At 70.0% G+C, this 17,361-nt stretch carries 12 protein-coding genes; 5 read left to right on the plus strand and 7 right to left on the minus strand.

Features of this window, described 5'->3' with window-relative positions; translation table 11 throughout:
- Positions 1–26: 26 nt before the first annotated feature.
- From BGM09_RS34455 to BGM09_RS34485, 7 genes are all read right to left on the minus strand, one after another.
- Positions 27–1,055: an ABC transporter ATP-binding protein gene (locus BGM09_RS34455; RefSeq protein WP_188285680.1), complete on the minus strand. Its 1,029-nt coding sequence runs from the start codon at positions 1,053–1,055 to the stop codon at positions 27–29.
- Positions 1,048–2,076: an ABC transporter ATP-binding protein gene (locus BGM09_RS34460; RefSeq protein ID WP_188285681.1), complete on the minus strand. Its 1,029-nt coding sequence runs from the start codon at positions 2,074–2,076 to the stop codon at positions 1,048–1,050. Before BGM09_RS34460 ends, BGM09_RS34455 begins: the two co-directional genes overlap by 8 nt.
- An 11-nt stretch (positions 2,077–2,087) precedes the next feature.
- Positions 2,088–3,059 carry an ABC transporter permease gene (locus tag BGM09_RS34465; RefSeq protein ID WP_411158401.1) on the minus strand — a complete coding sequence of 324 codons (972 nt, stop codon included), beginning with the start codon at positions 3,057–3,059 and terminating at the stop codon, positions 2,088–2,090.
- Positions 3,052–3,975, minus strand: coding sequence for an ABC transporter permease (locus BGM09_RS34470; RefSeq protein WP_188285682.1), 924 nt, complete (start codon positions 3,973–3,975; stop codon positions 3,052–3,054). Before BGM09_RS34470 ends, BGM09_RS34465 begins: the two co-directional genes overlap by 8 nt.
- A 140-nt stretch (positions 3,976–4,115) precedes the next feature.
- On the minus strand, positions 4,116–5,759 hold the full coding sequence (locus tag BGM09_RS34475; protein ID WP_188285683.1) for an ABC transporter substrate-binding protein: 1,644 nt from the start codon (positions 5,757–5,759) through the stop codon (positions 4,116–4,118).
- 439 nt (positions 5,760–6,198) lie between these two features.
- Positions 6,199–8,064: a translational GTPase TypA gene (gene typA / locus BGM09_RS34480; protein WP_188285684.1), complete on the minus strand. Its 1,866-nt coding sequence runs from the start codon at positions 8,062–8,064 to the stop codon at positions 6,199–6,201.
- A 186-nt stretch (positions 8,065–8,250) separates the two neighbouring features.
- A complete protein-coding gene (locus BGM09_RS34485) occupies positions 8,251–10,008 on the minus strand; it encodes an ABC transporter family substrate-binding protein (protein WP_188285685.1) in 1,758 nt (585 codons plus the stop codon).
- A 431-nt stretch (positions 10,009–10,439) separates the two neighbouring features.
- On the opposite strand from BGM09_RS34485, the gene BGM09_RS34490 reads away from it, so the two are divergent.
- From BGM09_RS34490 to BGM09_RS34510, 5 genes are all read left to right on the plus strand, one after another.
- Positions 10,440–10,727 (plus strand): hypothetical protein, encoded by a 288-nt coding sequence (locus BGM09_RS34490; RefSeq protein WP_188285686.1) that lies wholly within the window; start codon positions 10,440–10,442, stop codon positions 10,725–10,727.
- Positions 10,728–10,821: 94 nt separating this feature from the next.
- Positions 10,822–11,646, plus strand: a complete 825-nt coding sequence (locus BGM09_RS34495) for a hypothetical protein (protein WP_188285687.1) — start codon at positions 10,822–10,824, stop codon at positions 11,644–11,646.
- A gap of 1 nt (position 11,647) precedes the next feature.
- Positions 11,648–13,630 (plus strand): fumarate reductase/succinate dehydrogenase flavoprotein subunit, encoded by a 1,983-nt coding sequence (locus BGM09_RS34500; protein ID WP_188285688.1) that lies wholly within the window; start codon positions 11,648–11,650, stop codon positions 13,628–13,630.
- Positions 13,627–14,394 carry a succinate dehydrogenase/fumarate reductase iron-sulfur subunit gene (locus tag BGM09_RS34505; RefSeq protein ID WP_188285689.1) on the plus strand — a complete coding sequence of 256 codons (768 nt, stop codon included), beginning with the start codon at positions 13,627–13,629 and terminating at the stop codon, positions 14,392–14,394. The genes BGM09_RS34500 and BGM09_RS34505 overlap by 4 nt, the downstream gene beginning before the upstream one ends.
- 1,211 nt (positions 14,395–15,605) lie before the next feature.
- Complete coding sequence (locus BGM09_RS34510; protein WP_188285690.1) at positions 15,606–17,348, plus strand: TPM domain-containing protein; 1,743 nt, start codon at positions 15,606–15,608, stop codon at positions 17,346–17,348.
- Positions 17,349–17,361 lie beyond the last annotated feature (13 nt).

Raw genomic sequence — 17,361 nt, forward strand, 5'->3', positions numbered from 1 at the left:
CATGTCGGCCGCCCGGCGGAAAGAGGTCAGGCCGCGCCGACCACGTCGCGTTCTTCGGCGAAGTGGCAGGCCGACTCGTGGGTGGCCGGGGTGGAGCCGCCCTGGAAGCGGGCGGGGACGGCCAGCAGCGGGGTCTCCTCGGCGCAGCGCGCCTCGGCCTTCCAGCAGCGGGTGCGGAAGCGGCAGCCCGAGGGCGGGTTGGCCGGGGAGGGCACGTCACCGCTGAGGATGATGCGTTCGCGATGCTCGCGCGCGGCCGGGTCAGGGACCGGGACGGCCGAGAGCAGGGCCTGCGTGTACGGGTGGGTCGGGTGCTCGTAGATCTCGGTGTCGGTGCCGATCTCCGCCATCCGGCCCAGGTACATCACGCCGACGCGGTCGGAGATGTGCCGGACGATGGACAGGTCGTGCGCGATGAAGAGGTAGGACAGGGTGAACTCGTCCTGGAGCTTCTCCATCAGGTTGATGACCTGGGCCTGCACCGAGACATCGAGCGCGGAGACCGGCTCGTCGCAGATGATGATCTCCGGGTTGAGCGCCAACCCCCGTGCGATGCCGATGCGTTGCCGCTGGCCGCCGGAGAACTGGTGCGGATACCGGTTGATGTACTCGGGGTTGAGGCCGACCACGTCCAGCAGGTCCTCGACACGCTTACGGCGCGACCCCTTGGGAGCCACCTCGGGGTGGATGTCGAAGGGCTCACCGATGATGTCGCCGACCGTCATGCGCGGGTTCAGCGAGGTGTACGGGTCCTGGAACACCATCTGGATGTTGCGCCGGACGGCCTTCAGGGCCCGCCCCGACAGCTTGGTGATGTCCTCGCCCTTGTAGAACACCTCGCCCGCGGTGGCCTGTTCGAGGTTCATCAGCAGCTTGGCGACCGTGGACTTGCCACAGCCGGACTCGCCGACGATACCGAGCGTTTCACCCCGGTAGAGGTCGAAGGAGATCCCGTCGACCGCCTTGACCGCGCCGACCTGCTTCTTGAACAGGATGCCCTGCGTCAGCGGGAAGTGCTTCACCAGGTTGCGGACTTCGAGGATCGGCTCAGTCATCGAGGGTCTCCTTCCAGAAGTGGCAGGCACTGCCGCGCCCGTCGCCGATCGTGTGCAGCACGGGCACCTCGGTCCGGCAGATATCCTGCGCCATCGGGCAGCGCGGGTTGAAGGCGCAACCCGAGGGGATACGCAGCAGGTTGGGCGGCAGCCCCTTGATCGCGTACAGCTCCTGGCCCTTCTGGTCCAGCCGCGGAATCGACTGGAGCAGGCCCTTGGTATACGGGTGCGCGGGCCGCTTGTAGATCTCGTGGACCGGCGAGCTCTCGACGATCCGGCCCGCGTACATCACCGCGATCTTGTCGGCCACGTCCGCGACCACACCCAGGTCGTGGGTGATCAGGATCAGACCCATGTTGAACTCCCGCTGGAGTTCGGCCAGCAGATCCATCACCTGCGCCTGCACCGTCACGTCGAGCGCCGTGGTCGGCTCGTCCGCGATGATCAGGTCGGGTTCGAGGGCGAGCGCCATCGCGATCATGATGCGCTGCCGCATACCGCCGGAGAACTGGTGCGGGTAGTCGTTCACCCGCTCCTTGGCCGCCGGGATGCGGACCCGGTCCATCAGCTCGATCGCCTTGGCCTTGGCGGCCTTGCGCGAAAGACCCTGGTGCACCCGGAACATCTCGCCGAGCTGGTAGCCCACCGACAGCACCGGGTTGAGGGACGACAGCGCGTCCTGGAAGATCATCGCGATCTTCCGGCCGCGCAGCTTGCGCCGCTCCTCGCCGGACATGGTGAGCATGTCGCGGCCCTGGAACAGGATCTCGCCCTGCGGGATACGGCCGGGCGGCATGTCGAGGATGCCCATGATCGCCTGCGCGGTCACGGACTTGCCCGAGCCGGACTCGCCCAGCACCGCCAGCGTCTCCCCGGCGTTCACCGAGTAGTTGACGCCGTTCACGGCCTTGGCGACACCGTCGCGGGTGTGGAATTCGACGTGCAGGTCCCGTACTTCGAGCAGCGGAGCCGTCGGCACGCCGGGCGCCGGGGCGCTCGCGGTCTCATCGATGACAGTCAACGCCGTACCTCCTAGCGCAGCTTGGGGTCGAGGGCGTCGCGCACCGCGTCGCCGAGCATGATGAACGCCAGCACCGTCACGCTGAGCGCGCCCGCGGGCCACAGCAGCATGTGCGGCGCGTTGCGGATCTGGCCGGACGCCGAGGAGATGTCGATGCCCCAGGAGACGGCGGGCGGCTTGAGCCCGACGCCGAGGAACGACAGCGTCGCCTCCAGCGAGATGTACGTGCCCAGCGCGATCGTCGCGACCACGATGATCGGGGCGAGCGCGTTGGGCGCGATGTGCCGCAGCAGCATCCGCGCGTTGCCCGCGCCGAGCGCCCGCGCCGCCTGCACGTAGTCCTGCTGCTTGGCCGTGATGACCGAACCGCGCGCGATACGCGCGATCTGCGGCCAGCCCAGCAGGATCATGAAGAGCGAGACGGTGGTGACGCTGCCGCCCTTGACGACGGACAGGAAGACGATGCCGCCGAGCAGGATCGGGATGCCGAAGAAGATGTCGCTGATCCGGGAGAGGATCGAGTCCCACCAGCCGCCGAAGTAGCCGGCCAGGCCGCCGAGCAGCGAGCCGAGCACCGTGACGCCCAGGGTCGCGAAGATACCGACCGACACCGAGGCGCGCGCGCCGTAGACCGTGCGGGTGTAGACGTCGCAGCCCTGCTGGTCGAAGCCGAAGGGGTGCCCGGAGGTCGCTCCGTTCTGCGACTTGGCGAGGTCGCAGGAGAGCGGGCTGCCGCCGGCGATCAGGCTGGGCCAGATCGATACGACGACCAGGAAGAGGATCAGCAGCCCGGACACGTAGAACATCGGCTTGCGGCTGAGGTCGTGCCAGGCGTCGTTCCACAGGCTGCGCGGCTTCTCGCGCTCCCCGTCCCGCGACGGCTTCGACGGCTCCCCGGGGCCGCGCGGTTCGTCCACGGGCAGCCCGGCGGGCGCTGTGGATATCGCGTTGGCGGTGCTCCGGGCGTCGGACATCTCAGACATAGCGAATCCTCGGGTCCAGGACCGCGTAAAGCAGGTCGACGAGCAGGTTGGCGGCCAGGAAGACGATCACCAGGATCGTCACGAAGCCGACGACGGTCGGCGGATTCTGCCGCAGGATGCCCTGGTAGAGCTGGTAGCCGACGCCGTGGATGTTGTAGATCCGCTCGGTGACGATGGCACCGCCCATGAGCGCGCCGAGGTCGGTGCCGAGGAAGGTCACCACGGGTATCAGCGAGTTGCGCAGCAGGTGGACGGTGACCACCCGGCGCTTGGGCAGGCCCTTGGCCACGGCCGTGCGCAGGTAGTCCGCGCGGGAGTTCTCCGCGACCGAGGTACGGGTCAGCCGGGCCACATAGGCGAGCGAGACACCGGCCAGGACGAGTCCCGGCAGGATCAGGTCACCGATCGGGGCGCCCTCGGCGACCGCCGGATTGGCCAGGCCCCACTTCACGCCCACGAAGTACTGGAGCAGGAAGGCGGTCACGAAGGTCGGGATGGACACGACGAGCAGCGTGAACGCGAGCACGCCCGAGTCCGCGAACCGGCCGCGCCGCAGCCCGGCCAGCAGGCCGAGCCCGATGCCGACGACCGCCTCGATCGCGAAGGCGACCATGGTCAGCCGGATGGTGACCGGGAAGGCCGTGCCCATCAGCTCGGTGACCGGCTGCCCGGTGGCGGCGGTACCGAAGTTGCCGCTGAGGATCTGCCACATGTAGTGCCCGTACTGCGCGGGCAGCGAGTGGTCCAGATACAGGTCGTGCCTGATCTGGTTCGCCGTGGCGGGGTCGGGTGCCCGGTCGCCGAACATGGCGGCCACCGGGTCGCCGAGCGCGTAGACCATGACGAAGATCAAAAAGGTGGTTCCGATGAAGACCGGAACCATCTGGAGCAGTCGTCGAATGACGTAGCGCCCCATCTGTCCTCCAGGGATCGGGGCAGACGTGAGCCGGGGCTTGTGACCCCGGCCGACCTCCGCACCGCGAGCGGTTGCTGTCAGTTCCCCCCGAACGCGCGCCCGCCACGGGGTGCCATGGCGGGCGCGCTTACGGCATCAGGTCAGTTGTTGACCGTGATGTCGGTGAAGACGGGGACACTGAAGGCGTTCTCCGTCACGTTGGACACACGGGACGACCAGCCGGCGCCACCGTTCTGGTACCAGAGCGGGATGACCGGCATGTCCTTCATCAGGATCTTCTCGGCGTCCTGGTAGAACCCGATCGCCTTGGCGGTGTCCGGCTCCGAGTTCGCCTGCTTGATCAGCGAGTCGAACTGCGGGTTGCTGTAGTGCGAGTCGTTCGAGCTGGCGCCCGTCACGTACAGCGGCGTCAGGAAGTTGTCGATCAGCGGGTAGTCCATCTGCCAGCCGGAGCGGAACGGCTGGGTCATCTCACCCTTGGTGATCTGGTTGCGGAAGTCCGCGAACGTGCCGGTGGGGGCGCCGACGCACGCCTTGTTGTTGCCCACCACGTTGTTGATGCTGTTGCAGACCGCGTCGACCCACTGCTTGTGCGAGCCGGTGTCGGCGTTGTACCCGATGGTCATGTGACCGCCGGGAATGCCGCCGCCGTCCTGGATGAGCTGCTTCGCCTTGACCGGGTCGTACGTGACCGACTCGCCGCCGACGGAGTCGCTGTAACCGCCGGCCGCGCCCAGCACCGGGGAGGTGAGGTCGGTGGCCGGGGTGCGGGTGCCCTGGAAGATCTTCTCGGTGATGGTCTTCCGGTCGATCGCCATGGACAGGCCCTGGCGGACCTTCTCCATGCCGGGGGCGCTCCACGCCTTCTGGTTCAGCGGGAAGGAGACCGTCTGGATGATGCCGGCCGGCTGGTTGAGGTAGCGGCCGCCGAGGTCCGACTTCACGTGGCTGAGCTGCTCGGCCGGAACGTCGTCCAGGACGTCCAGGTTGCCCGCCTGGAGGTCGGCGTAGGCGGTGTTGCTGTCGGTGTAGACCTTCAGCAGCACGCCCTTGTTCTTCGGCTTGCTCGGGCCCGTGTAGTTCGGGTTCGGGACCAGCTTCATGCTGGTGCCCTTGCTGTACGAGTCGATCATGTACGGGCCGTCGCCGACCGGCTTGTTGAGGTAGCCGGCGTGGTCGGTGAAGAACGACTTCGGCAGCGGCGCGAACGCCTTGTAGCCGAGGCGGTCGGGCCACGTGGAGAACTTCTGGGTGAGCTTGACGGTGAAGGTGGTGTCGTCCACGACCTTCAGACCCGACATGGTCTTCGCGGTCGGGGCGGCACCCTCCTTGTCGGGGTGCACCGCGGCGTAGCCGTCGATGTCCGCGAAGAAGTACGCGTTGAGCTGCTTGTTCGTCAGCAGCGCGCCGTAGTTCCAGGCGTCGACGAACGAGCCGGCGGTCACCGGGGTGCCGTCGGAGAACTTCAGGCCCTGCTTGATCTTGATGGTGAAGTTCTGCTGGTCGGTCGTGGTGATCGAGTCAGCGGCCTCAAGGTTGGCCTTCCCCGTCTTGGGGTCGTACTCCTTGAGGTTCATGAAGATCATGTCCAGGACCTTGCCGCCCTGGACCTCGTTGGTGTTCGCCGGCTCCAGGGGGTTCTGGGGGTCTCCCCACCACGCCCTGACGATGCCGTCGTTGGAACCGCCGGCCTTGTTGTCCGAATCACCGGAACCGCAGGCGGTTGCCGCGAGGGCGACGACTGCCGCGCCTATGACCCACTTGGCGCTCTTGGCACCGCGCATGGGTTTGCCTCCTCAGGAGTCACTGTCGATACGTGAAAGGAAGGCCGGTCGCCGCTGACACTCCTGACACCCCTGACAGGAGAAGGGCCTGGCCTTCCGTGCTCGTGAGTCGGCGCTCCCCATCAGCGCGTGACCCATTGACCCGAGCTCAACTTCGTCCACTATCGGGCACGTTTGAGGTCGCTCGGAACAGGGCCTGGTTTCGCTTCGGTCACGATGGGCAGAGGAGCCTGCTCAAAATTCGGACAATCTGGAACGTACGCAGACAGGTTCGAAACGGACAGTGTGATCTTTCTTACGCCGCTCAGCGGCGATGAACGTCCGGATAACGGACGGTGCGGGAAACCCAAAAGGGGCGCGGAGAGCGCGCGACCAGCCCCCACCGGCCGGCAGTGAAGGCAGTCGCTCGGCTCCCCGCGCCCCTAGGAGCGCATCGCGCTTACCGCTTGGCCCGAGCCGCCGAGCGGCCCCGCTCCTTCTGGTCCAGGACGACCTTGCGGATACGGACCGTCTCCGGGGTCACCTCGATGCACTCGTCCTCGCGGCAGAACTCCAGCGACTGCTCCAGCGAGAGCCTGCGCGGCGGCACCACGTTCTCGGTGTTGTCCGCGGACGCGGCGCGCATGTTGGTGAGCTTCTTCTCCTTGGTGATGTTCACGTCCATGTCGTCGGACCGCGAGTTCTCACCGATGATCATGCCCTCGTAGACCTCCGTGGTCGCCTCGACGAAGATCACGCCGCGCTCCTGGAGGTTGATCATGGCGAACGGCGTCACGACACCGGCGCGGTCGGCCACCAGGGAGCCGTTGTTACGGGTCCGCAGGTCGCCGAACCACGGCTCGTGGCCCTCGAAGATGCTGTGCGCGATGCCGGTGCCGCGGGTGTCGGTGAGGAATTCCGTACGGAAGCCGATCAGGCCGCGGGCCGGGACGACGAACTCCATGCGGACCCAGCCGGAGCCGTGGTTCGTCATGGTCTCCATGCGGCCCTTGCGGGTCGCCATGAGCTGGGTGATCGCGCCCAGGTACTCCTCGGGGCAGTCCACCGTCATCCGCTCGACCGGCTCGTGGATCTTGCCGTCGATCACCTTGGTGACCACCTGCGGCTTGCCGACGGTCAGCTCGAAGCCCTCGCGGCGCATCTGCTCGACCAGGATGGCCAGCGCCAGCTCGCCGCGGCCCTGGACCTCCCAGGAGTCGGGGCGCTCGGTGGGCAGCACGCGCAGCGAGACGTTGCCGATCAGCTCCCGGTCGAGGCGGTCCTTGACCTGGCGGGCGGTGACCTTGTGGCCCTTGCCGCCCTTGCCGACCAGCGGCGAGGTGTTCGTACCGATGGTCATCGAGATCGCGGGCTCGTCGACCGTGATGAGCGGCAGCGCTACCGGGTTCTCCAGGTCGGCCAGCGTCTCGCCGATGGTGATCTCCGGAATACCGGCCACCGCGCAGATGTCGCCGGGGCCCGCCATCTCGGCGGGCTTGCGGGTCAGCGCCTCGGTCATCAGCAGCTCGGTGATCTTGACCTGGGTGACCGAGCCGTCGCGCTTGATCCACGCGACCTGCTGGCCCTTGCGCAGCTCGCCCTCCTCCACCCGGAGCAGGGCGATACGGCCGAGGAAGTTGTCCGCGTCGAGGTTGGTGACGTGCGCCTGGAGCGGCGCGCCCTCGGTGTACGTGGGGGCCGGGACGGTGGACAGGATCGTGGAGAAGAACGGCTCCAGGCTGTCGCTGTCGGCCGGGACCGTGCCGTTCTCCGGCTTGGTCAGCGAGGCGATGCCGTCCCGCGCGCACGCGTAGACGATCGGGAACTCGATCTGGTCCTCGGTGGCGTCCAGGTCCAGGAACAGGTCGTACGTCTCGTTGACGACCTCGTCGATCCGGGAGTCGGGGCGGTCCGTCTTGTTCACGCAGAGGATGACCGGCAGATTCGCCGACAGCGCCTTGCGGAGTACGAAACGGGTCTGCGGCAGCGGGCCCTCGGAGGCGTCCACGAGCAGGACGACCGCGTCGACCATGGACAGGCCGCGCTCCACCTCGCCGCCGAAGTCGGCGTGGCCCGGGGTGTCGATGATGTTGATCGTGATGACATCGCCGCCACCCTTGGGGTGGTACTTCACGGCGGTGTTCTTCGCGAGAATGGTGATGCCCTTCTCGCGCTCCAGGTCGTTGGAGTCCATCATCCGATCGTCGAGATGCTGGTGGGCGGCGAATGCGCCGGCCTGCTTGAGCATCGCGTCGACGAGGGTCGTCTTGCCGTGGTCGACGTGGGCGACGATGGCGACGTTACGAATATCGTGGCGCGTGGACATGCTGCGGCGCTTCTCCCGGAATCGTGGATGGACGTCGCGTTCCTCGTTGACGCGCTCGCCTGCCGGGCAAGGTCACGCCGCGGCCTTACCCCATGGTACGGGCCCCAACCCCCCTCGGCCGCCGATGGCTGCCTTCAGAGGGGGCCGGGGCCCGTAATCGCACGGTTTTCCGCGGCTGCTCCGCGCCTACTTGCGGAAGCCGAGGTTCTGGTAGTCGGGGGTCTGGAAGCCGAAGGCGCCCGCGTTGGCGACGGTGGTGCGCAGCGCGACCAGGCCGGGGCGCTGGTAGAGCGGGATGGAACCGGCCGCGGCCCAGATCCGGGCGTCGGCCTTGGAGGTCAGGTCGCGGGCCGCGGAGGAGTCCAGCTCGCCGCCCGCCCGGTCCAGGAGCTGGTCGATCTGGTCGGTGCCGACCCGCGTGTAGTTCTGCGCCACGGTCAGCGAGCCGTCGGGGGCGGGCACCGGCTTGGCGAAGATCGGGGTGTCGTCGGTGGCCGGGTAGGCCGTGCCGGGCCAGGAGTAGAGCGCCAGGTCGAAGTCGCCCGAGGCGATGTGGTCCTGGAAGTAGCTGTCGCCCGCGACCTTGGTCATCTCGGTGCGGATGCCGATGCCGGAGAGCATCGTGGCGATCCGGGTGCCGACGTCGTCCAGCGTCGGGGAGTCCGCCGGGAGCACGAAGCGCATGGTGAGCTGCTTGCCCGCCTTGCTGACGGCGGCTGCGGGCTCCACGACGGTGACGGCGCCGGAGGCCGCGGTACGGCCGGGGCCGCCGGCCGCCTGGTCGCCGGTCTTGGCGTTGCTGCGCGTCCAGCCCGCGTCGGCCAGCAGCGCCTGGGCCTGCTGCACGTCGTTGCTGCCGAGCGCCGAGCTGTTGTCGCGGTAGCCGTCCTGCGAGGGCAGCACCAGGTGGTTGCCGAGCGCCTCGTCGGGCAGCCCGAGCGGCTTGAGCACGGCGGTGGCGATGGCCTTGCGGTCGATGGCGCGGGCCACGGCGTGCCGGATGCGCTCGTCGGCCAGCGGTCCCGTACTGCCGTTGATGGCGAGCTGCGCGTACGCGGCGTCCGGCGCCTTCCGTACGGCCAGGCCCTTGGTCGCGGTCACCCCGGTGACCGCGCCGGGGTCGATCTCGGCCAGGTCGAGGGCGCCCGCGGCGAGCGCGGCGGGGCGCTTGTCCATCGGCACGGCGGTCAGCACGATCTGGTCGAGCTTGGCGGGTTCGCCCCACCACGCCTTGTTGCGGTCCAGCGTGACGGTGCCCTTCTTGGTGTCCACGGCCTCGACCGCGAAGGGGCCCGCGACGACCGGCAGCTTGGTGCGTACGCCGTCGTTGAAGGTGTCCGCGTCGCCGGTCACCGACTTCGGGTACAGCGGGCTGAACAGCGACTTCCAGTCCGCGTACGGGCTGGCGAAGGTGACCTCGACCTGCTGGGCGTCCTTGCCCTGCCGGACGTCGGAGATCCGGTCGTAACCGGCGTTGCGGGCCGTCCAGAAGGCGCTGTTCTTGCCGTTCAGCGCCTTCCACTGGGCGACGAAGTCGGCCGCGCCGACCGCCTGGCCGTCGCTCCACTTCGCCTTGGGGTTCAGGTGGTACGTGACCACCTGGCGCGGTGCTTGCGCGACGTCCGCGGCGCTGAGGAAGTCGCTGTCGGCCCGCGGGGAGCCGTGGCCGTCGAGCCGGTACATCGCCGGGAGGGTGGCCCCCGCGATCGTCAGCGTGTCGGCGTCCGCGTCCGCCTGGTACGCGTTCAGCGTGCGGGGCAGCTCATCGGTCGCCCAGCGCAGCGTGCCGCCGTCGCGGACGCCCGCGCGCGAGACCGTCGCGATGTCGGTGCCCGCCGTCCCGGCGGCGCCGCCGCCCGACGAGCAGGCGGTCAGGGTCATGGCCGCCCCGGCGGTCAGCGCCACGGCGGCGCGCAATACGGGTGGGTTCGCGCTGCGGTTCATGGATCGGACACCTCCGGCGGCCCGGCATAGACCGGGGGAATACTCATGTGGCCTGATTTGCGGTTAATCACTTCCCAGTGGAGGGGGCGAGGGTGGCCGCTCCCCCCCGACACGACCGCAATGCCCCGCTCTTCCACCCGTACGGCCCCCTGTCGGGGGGCGGGGCGGCTCCTTGCGCTGGGACGCCGGCCACGTGTTCTCAGGGGCGCGGGGACCTGCGCGCTCAGCCGCGACGCTCCCGCAGGTCACCACCGGCCCCGAAGGGGCCATTCGGTTGTCGCCGGACCACCGGCCCGGATGTCGAGTGGCCGCCCCGGAGGGGAATTGGTGCACGCGTCTTCCCAACCGGAGGTGTGACGCGCGACACTTCCAGGCGCGGCAGCGTCACCGACCGCATCACCCCCGCACGGCGGAGAAGGTGAGGCATCCGTATGTCCCTGCAAGACGATCTGACGTCGGTCAAACGGCGGCTCGACGATTTGATGCGCTGCGTCGGGCGGCTGGACGAGCACGTGGGCGACAGCCTGGACATGCGCAGGGTGCGGGCCGACGCGGCCCATCTGCGGGAGAGCCTGGCTCTGCTGCAAGAGGCCGTCCCGACGACCGCGGGCATCCGCAAGGTCGAGATGGTGACGATCCCGGACGCGCCGTACGACCGCGGCCTGTGGGCCGACGCGGAGGACGAGGGGCTGGGCTCGCCGCACCGGCACGCGCCGTAGCGCGCGGCACCGGCCCGCGGCGGCCGTACCACCCCCGCACCCCTCGGCGCCCGCACCCGGCGGCGTCCCCTCCCCCGTTCCTTCGGAGTCCTCCTTGGCCACCGGAACCACCCCCTCCCCCACCGCGCGCCGCGGCGTCCTGACGCCGGGGCGCGCGGCCATTTCCGAACGGCATCTGCGGACCGACCGGTGGTGGGTGCCACCGCTGGTCACCGCCCTCGGCCTGGCGGCCTTCGTCGTCTACTCGACCTGGCGGGCCTTCGCCAACAGCCACTACTACGCGGCGCCCTACGTCTCGCCGTTCTACTCGCCGTGCCTGGCGTCGAACTGCGCGGACATGAAGGGCGGCGCCAACTGGCCGCTGTTCGGCGACTGGTGGGGCCTGTCACCGGCCCTGCTGGTGCTGATCTTCCCGCTCGGCTTCCGGCTGACCTGCTACTACTACCGCAAGGCGTACTACCGGGGCTTCTGGGCCTCACCGCCCGCCTGCGCGGTCGCCGAGCCGCACGCGAAGTACACCGGCGAGACGCGGCTGCCGCTGATCCTCCAGAACGTGCACCGCTACTTCTTCTACTTCGCGCTGCCGGTGGCGGGCATCCTCACCTACGACACGGTGCTCGGCTTCCGCGACGAGCACGACCGCTGGGGCCACATGGGCCTGGGCACGGTCGTCCTGCTCGTGAACATCATCCTGATCTGGGCGTACACGCTGTCGTGCCACTCCTGCCGGCACATCATGGGCGGCAAGCTCAGGCACTTCTCCGCGCACCCGGTGCGCTACCGCCTCTGGGGCTGGGTCGGCGTCCTCAACGGCCGTCACATGCTGCTCGCCTGGTCGTCCCTGATCAGCGTCGGCCTCACCGACCTCTACATCTATCTGGTCTCCAGCGGCGTATTCGACGATCCGAGGTTCTTCTGAGATGACACAAGTCGAACGTCACGCGTACGACGTGGTCGTGGTCGGCGCGGGCGGCGCCGGGCTGCGGGCCGCGATCGAGGCCCGGGAGCGGGGCATGCGTACCGCCGTGATCTGCAAGTCGCTGTTCGGCAAGGCCCATACGGTGATGGCCGAGGGCGGCATCGCGGCGAGCATGGGCAACGTCAACTCCGGTGACAACTGGCAGGTGCACTTCCGCGACACCATGCGCGGCGGGAAGTTCCTCAACCACTGGCGGATGGCGGAGCTGCACGCCAAGGAGGCTCCCGACCGGGTCTGGGAGCTGGAGACCTGGGGCGCGCTGTTCGACCGCACGCCCGAGGGCAAGATCTCGCAGCGCAACTTCGGCGGCCACGAGTACCCGCGCCTCGCGCACGTCGGCGACCGTACGGGCCTTGAACTGATCCGCACCCTCCAGCAGAAGATCGTCTCGCTCCAGCAGGACGACTACGCGGAGACCGGCGACTACGAGTCGCGTCTGAAGGTCTTCCAGGAGTGCACGGTCACCCGCGTGCTCAAGGACGGCGGCCCCGACGGCGGGAAGGTCGCGGGCGTCTTCGGATACGTGCGCGAGTCCGGGCGGCTGTTCGTGATCGACGCGCCCGCGGTGGTGCTGGCGACCGGCGGCATCGGCAAGTCCTTCAAGGTGACGTCCAACTCCTGGGAGTACACCGGCGACGGGCACGCGCTGGCGCTGCTGGCCGGGGCGCCGCTGATCAACATGGAGTTCATCCAGTTCCACCCGACGGGCATGGTCTGGCCGCCTTCGGTGAAGGGCATCCTGGTCACCGAGTCGGTGCGCGGCGACGGCGGGGTGCTGCGCAACAGCGACGGCAAGCGGTTCATGTTCGACTACGTGCCGGACGTCTTCAAGGAGAAGTACGCGCAGTCCGAGGAGGAGGCCGACGGCTGGTACTCCGCCCCCGACACCCACCGCAGGCCGCCGGAGCTGCTGCCCCGCGACGAGGTGGCGCGCGCGATCAACTCCGAGGTCAAGGCCGGGCGCGGCACCCCGCACGGCGGCGTCTTCCTCGACGTGTCGACGCGGCTGCCCGCCGAGGAGATCAAGCGGCGGCTGCCGTCGATGCACCACCAGTTCAAGGAGCTGGCGGACGTCGACATCACCGCGGAGCCGATGGAGGTCGGCCCGACCTGTCACTACATGATGGGCGGCGTCGACGTGGACCCGGACACGGCCGCGGCGCGCGGTGTGCCGGGGCTCTACGCGGCGGGCGAGGTCGCGGGCGGCATGCACGGCTCCAACCGGCTGGGCGGCAACTCGCTCTCCGACCTGCTGGTCTTCGGCCGCAGGGCCGGGCTGTACGCGGCCGAGTACGCGACCTCGTTCGGCGAGGGCGCGCGTCCCGTCGTACCGGAGGAGCAGATCGACACCGCCGCGGCCGAGGCGCTGCGGCCGTTCAGCGCGGAGGAGGCGGATCCTGATGATCCCGCCGGCCCGGAGAACGACGGGGCCGCGCCGAAACCGGCGGAGAACCCGTACACCCTGCACCAGGAGCTCCAGCAGGTGATGAACGACCTGGTGGGCATCATCCGGCGCGGTCCCGAGATGGCGGACGCGCTGACCCGGCTGACCGGGCTGCGGGCCAGGTCGCGGCGGGCGGGCGTCGAGGGGCACCGGCAGTTCAACCCCGGCTGGCACCTGGCGATCGACCTGCGGAACATGCTGCTGGTCAGCGAGTGCGTGGCGCGCGCCGCGCTGGAGCGGACCGAGAGCCGCGGCGGCCACACCCGCGACGACCATCCGGAGATGGACCGCACCTGGCGCAAGGTCAATCTGGTCTGCGAGCTGACCGACCCCACCGGGGGCCTTGCGGCCACCGACCCCGACCACGGCCAGATCGGTCTTCGCCGGCACGATACGGACCCGATCCGGGCCGACCTGCTCGACCTCTTCGACAGGGACGAGCTGCTCAAATACCTGACGGACGAGGAGCTCGACGGGTGAGTTACGAAGCGCACTTCAAGGTGTGGCGCGGTGACGCCGAGGGCGGCGAGCTGCGCGACTACCAGGTCGAGGTCAACGACGGCGAGGTCGTGCTCGACATCATCCACCGCCTCCAGGCCACCCAGGCCGGCGACCTCGCGGTCCGCTGGAACTGCAAGGCGGGCAAGTGCGGGTCGTGCAGCGCGGAGGTCAACGGACGGCCCCGGCTGATGTGCATGACCCGCATGTCCACCTTCGAGTCCGACGAGACGATCACGGTCACCCCGATGCGGACCTTCCCCGTCGTACGCGACCTCGTCACCGATGTCTCCTTCAACTACGACAAGGCCCGGCAGGTCCCGGCCTTCGTGCCGCCGAAGGGGGTCGCGGCCGGGGAGTACCGCATGCAGCAGGTGGACGTGGAGCGCTCGCAGGAGTTCCGCAAGTGCATCGAGTGCTTCCTGTGCCAGGACACGTGTCACGTCGTGCGTGACCACGAGGAGAACAAGACGTCTTTCGCCGGGCCGCGGTTTTTGATGCGGATCGCGGAGCTCGATATGCATCCGCTGGACGCCGCTTCCGAGGTCGGTCTGACCCGCGCCGCCTCGGCCCAGGAGGACCACGGGCTCGGCTACTGCAACATCACCAAGTGCTGCACGGAGGTGTGCCCCGAGCACATCAAGATCACTGACAACGCCCTCATTCCGCTCAAGGAGCGGGCGGTGGACCGCAAGTACGATCCGCTGATCTGGCTCGGCAACAAAATCCGTCGCCGGACCGAATAGGGGTTGTCTTTTCCCGCCCGCCCACCCGTGCGGGTGTGTTCTCCGTCTGCGGGTGCCGCTTGTGCCTGGTCGGTCCCGGGCCGGGGTACCTCCTCGAAATCCGTAACACCTGGCCCTGCGCATCTAGTGACCTTCTTGTCAACGTATTTCTGCGGGGGCACCCCGCCCCGTCCCCTCCGGGTCCATCGGCGTCCGCCTGCCCGGTGGGGGTGGCCGGGGAGGGGGGTGGGTGGGGGCGAGCCCGTCGGCCGTCGGCCGCCCATGGGGGCGGAGGGGGGTGGGTGGGCTCGGGTACATCGGCGCCCGACGGTCCGGCGGGGGTGGCGGGCTCGGGTACGTCGGCGTCCGCCCTCGCGTAGACGGCTGAGGGGGTGGGAGTGAGCCCGTCGGCGGGCGCCTGTCCGTGAAGTAGCGGAGGGGGGCGGGGCGGGCACTGCGCGACTGACCGTCCCCGGGCACCCCACGACCGACAGCCCGCTCGGGGTGGGCGGGAGGGGGCGCGCTGCCGGGCTGGCAAGGGCTCAGCACAGCGAAGTGCCCAAGGCGAGCCACACCCCCTCACCCTCAGACACACCGGACAGGCAAACGCCGACGCGAACTCACCCCCACCCCCCCATCAGCCACAGCGGGCGGACGGACGCCGACGTACCCGAACCCGCCCACCCCCGCGGACAGCCGGACGCCGACGTACCCAAACCCACCCACGCCCCTCCCGCCCTCCCCGGCTGGACGGCCGGACGCCGCCGTATCCAAATCCACCCACCCCTCCCGGCCACCCCCACCGGCGGGCGACGGCCGACGTACCCGAGCCCCACCCACCCCCGCCACCCCTCAGCCCCCGCCGGACAGGCGGGCGCCGCCGTACCCGAGCCCACCCACCCCCAACCCCGGCCACCCCCACCGGACAGGCGGACGCCGACGGACCGGAGGGGACGGGGCGGGGTGCCCCCGCAGAAATACGTTGACAGGAACGGCACCGGATACCCAAGGCCAGGTGATACGGATTTCGAGGAGGTACCCCGGCCCGGCACCGACCAGGCACAAGCGGCACCCGCAGACGGAGAACACACCCGCACGGGCGGGCGGGCGGGAAAGACAAAGCCCCCGGAGGGGGTGGAGGGAGTTCGAGTCGCGCGGGGGAGCGGTGGGACATAGCCTCCGAAAAGGAGCACGCGGCAAGCGGCCGTGGCGCGGCGAAAGGCGCGGTACGCATGCGGCGGCGACTCGCAGGAATCGTTGCGGCGCTCGGCGCCCTCATAACACTGACCGGCGCGCCGCAAGCCTCGGCGGACGACCCGATCACGCTGTCCAGGACCGGCCAGACAACCGACAAGGTCGGCGCGCTGGGCGACCGCCAGCCGCAGGTCGCCACGGCACTGGACGGCCTCTACCAGAAGCAGCGCATCCAGCTCTTCGTGGCGTACGTCCGCACCTTCTCCGGCCGCAGCCCGCAGGACTGGGCGAACGCGACCGCGACGAAGAACGGCCTGGGCCAGCGGGACATCCTGCTGGCGGTGGCCACCCACGACCGGCAGTACGCGGTCTCCGCCGACCAGGACTCCGGCCTGACCGCCGCCCAGCTCAACGAGGTCAGCAGCCAGGCCGTGGAGCCCGCGCTGCGGCAGAACGACTGGGCGGGCGCCGCGATCGGCGCGGCCACCGGCTACGACGCGGTCCTCAGCGGTCTGCCGGTGACCGTCCCCTCGATCACCCCCGGCACCGCGGACCCCGGCGGCAGCGGGGCGCCGCCGGGCGACTCCGCGGCCGACCTGTGGATTCCGGTGGTGGCCGTCGGCGCCGCGGGCGCGGTCGGGGTGTGGGCGTTCCGCAGGAAGCGCGGCCCGCGACAGCCCGCCGCACCGGCGCCCGGTGAACGCGGCTGGGGCGCGCCGCAGCCGACCCCGCTGCCCGAGCTGGACTCGCAGGCCAAGCACCTGCTGGTGCAGACCGACGACGCGGTCCGCACCAGCCAGGAGGACGTGGGCTTCGCGGCGGCGCAGTTCGGCGAGGAGGCGGCGCGGCCGTTCGCCGAGGCCGTCGAGTACGCCAAGACCGAGCTGACCGCGGCCTTCCGGCTGCGGCAGCAGCTCGACGACGCGATACCCGAGGACGACGCGACCCGCCGGCAGATGCTGGACGAGATCCTGTCCCGCTGCACCCAGGCCAACCGGCGGCTGGACGCGGAGTCCGAGGCGTTCGACCGGCTGCGCGCCCTGGAGGCGAACGCGCCGGAGGTGCTGGAGCAGGCCGAGGCGAAGGCGGCGGCGCTGCCGAGCCGGATCGACACGGCGGAGGCGTCGCTGGCGCCGCTGGCCCAGAAGTACGCGGACGCCGCGCTCGACCCGGTCCCCGGCCACCCGGCCGAGGCCAGGGACCGGCTGGAATTCGCGCACGCCAGCCTCGTACAGGCCAGGGCCGCCGTCGGCACCGATCACGGCAAGGTCGCGGTGTACGTACGGGCCGCCGAGGGCGCGCTGGACCAGGCGGTCATGCTCACCGAGTCCGTCACCCGAAGGGCCCAGGAGCTGGCGGAGGCCGACGGAAAGCTGCGGGACGCGCTGACCGAGGCCGACACCGACCTGGCCGAGGCCCGCGGCCTGCTCGGCGGCACCGCGGCCGGGGTCTCCACCGCCGACCTCCAGGGCAGGATCGCCCGCGCCGAGACGGTCGTGGCCGACGTACGGCAGGAGCTGGCGGCAGGGCGCTACGACCCGATCGCCGGGCTGCGCCGGGTCGAGGAGGCGGACGCGGCGCTGGACGAGGCGCTGGCCGGGGCCCGCGAGCGGGAGGTCAGCGAGCAGCGGGCGCGCGGGCTGCTGGACCAGGCGCTGCTGGGGGCGCGCAGCGAGGTGGCGTCGGCGACCGCGCCGATCACGGGGGTGGCGAGGCCGCCGATGCTGACGGTGAGCCCGAGCGTGATGCCGCTGGCGGTGCCGACGCGGGTGGGGAGGTAGTCCTGGCCGAGGG

The sequence above is a fragment of the Streptomyces sp. CBMA29 genome, assembly GCF_014596445.1.
GTDB lineage: Bacteria > Actinomycetota > Actinomycetes > Streptomycetales > Streptomycetaceae > Actinacidiphila.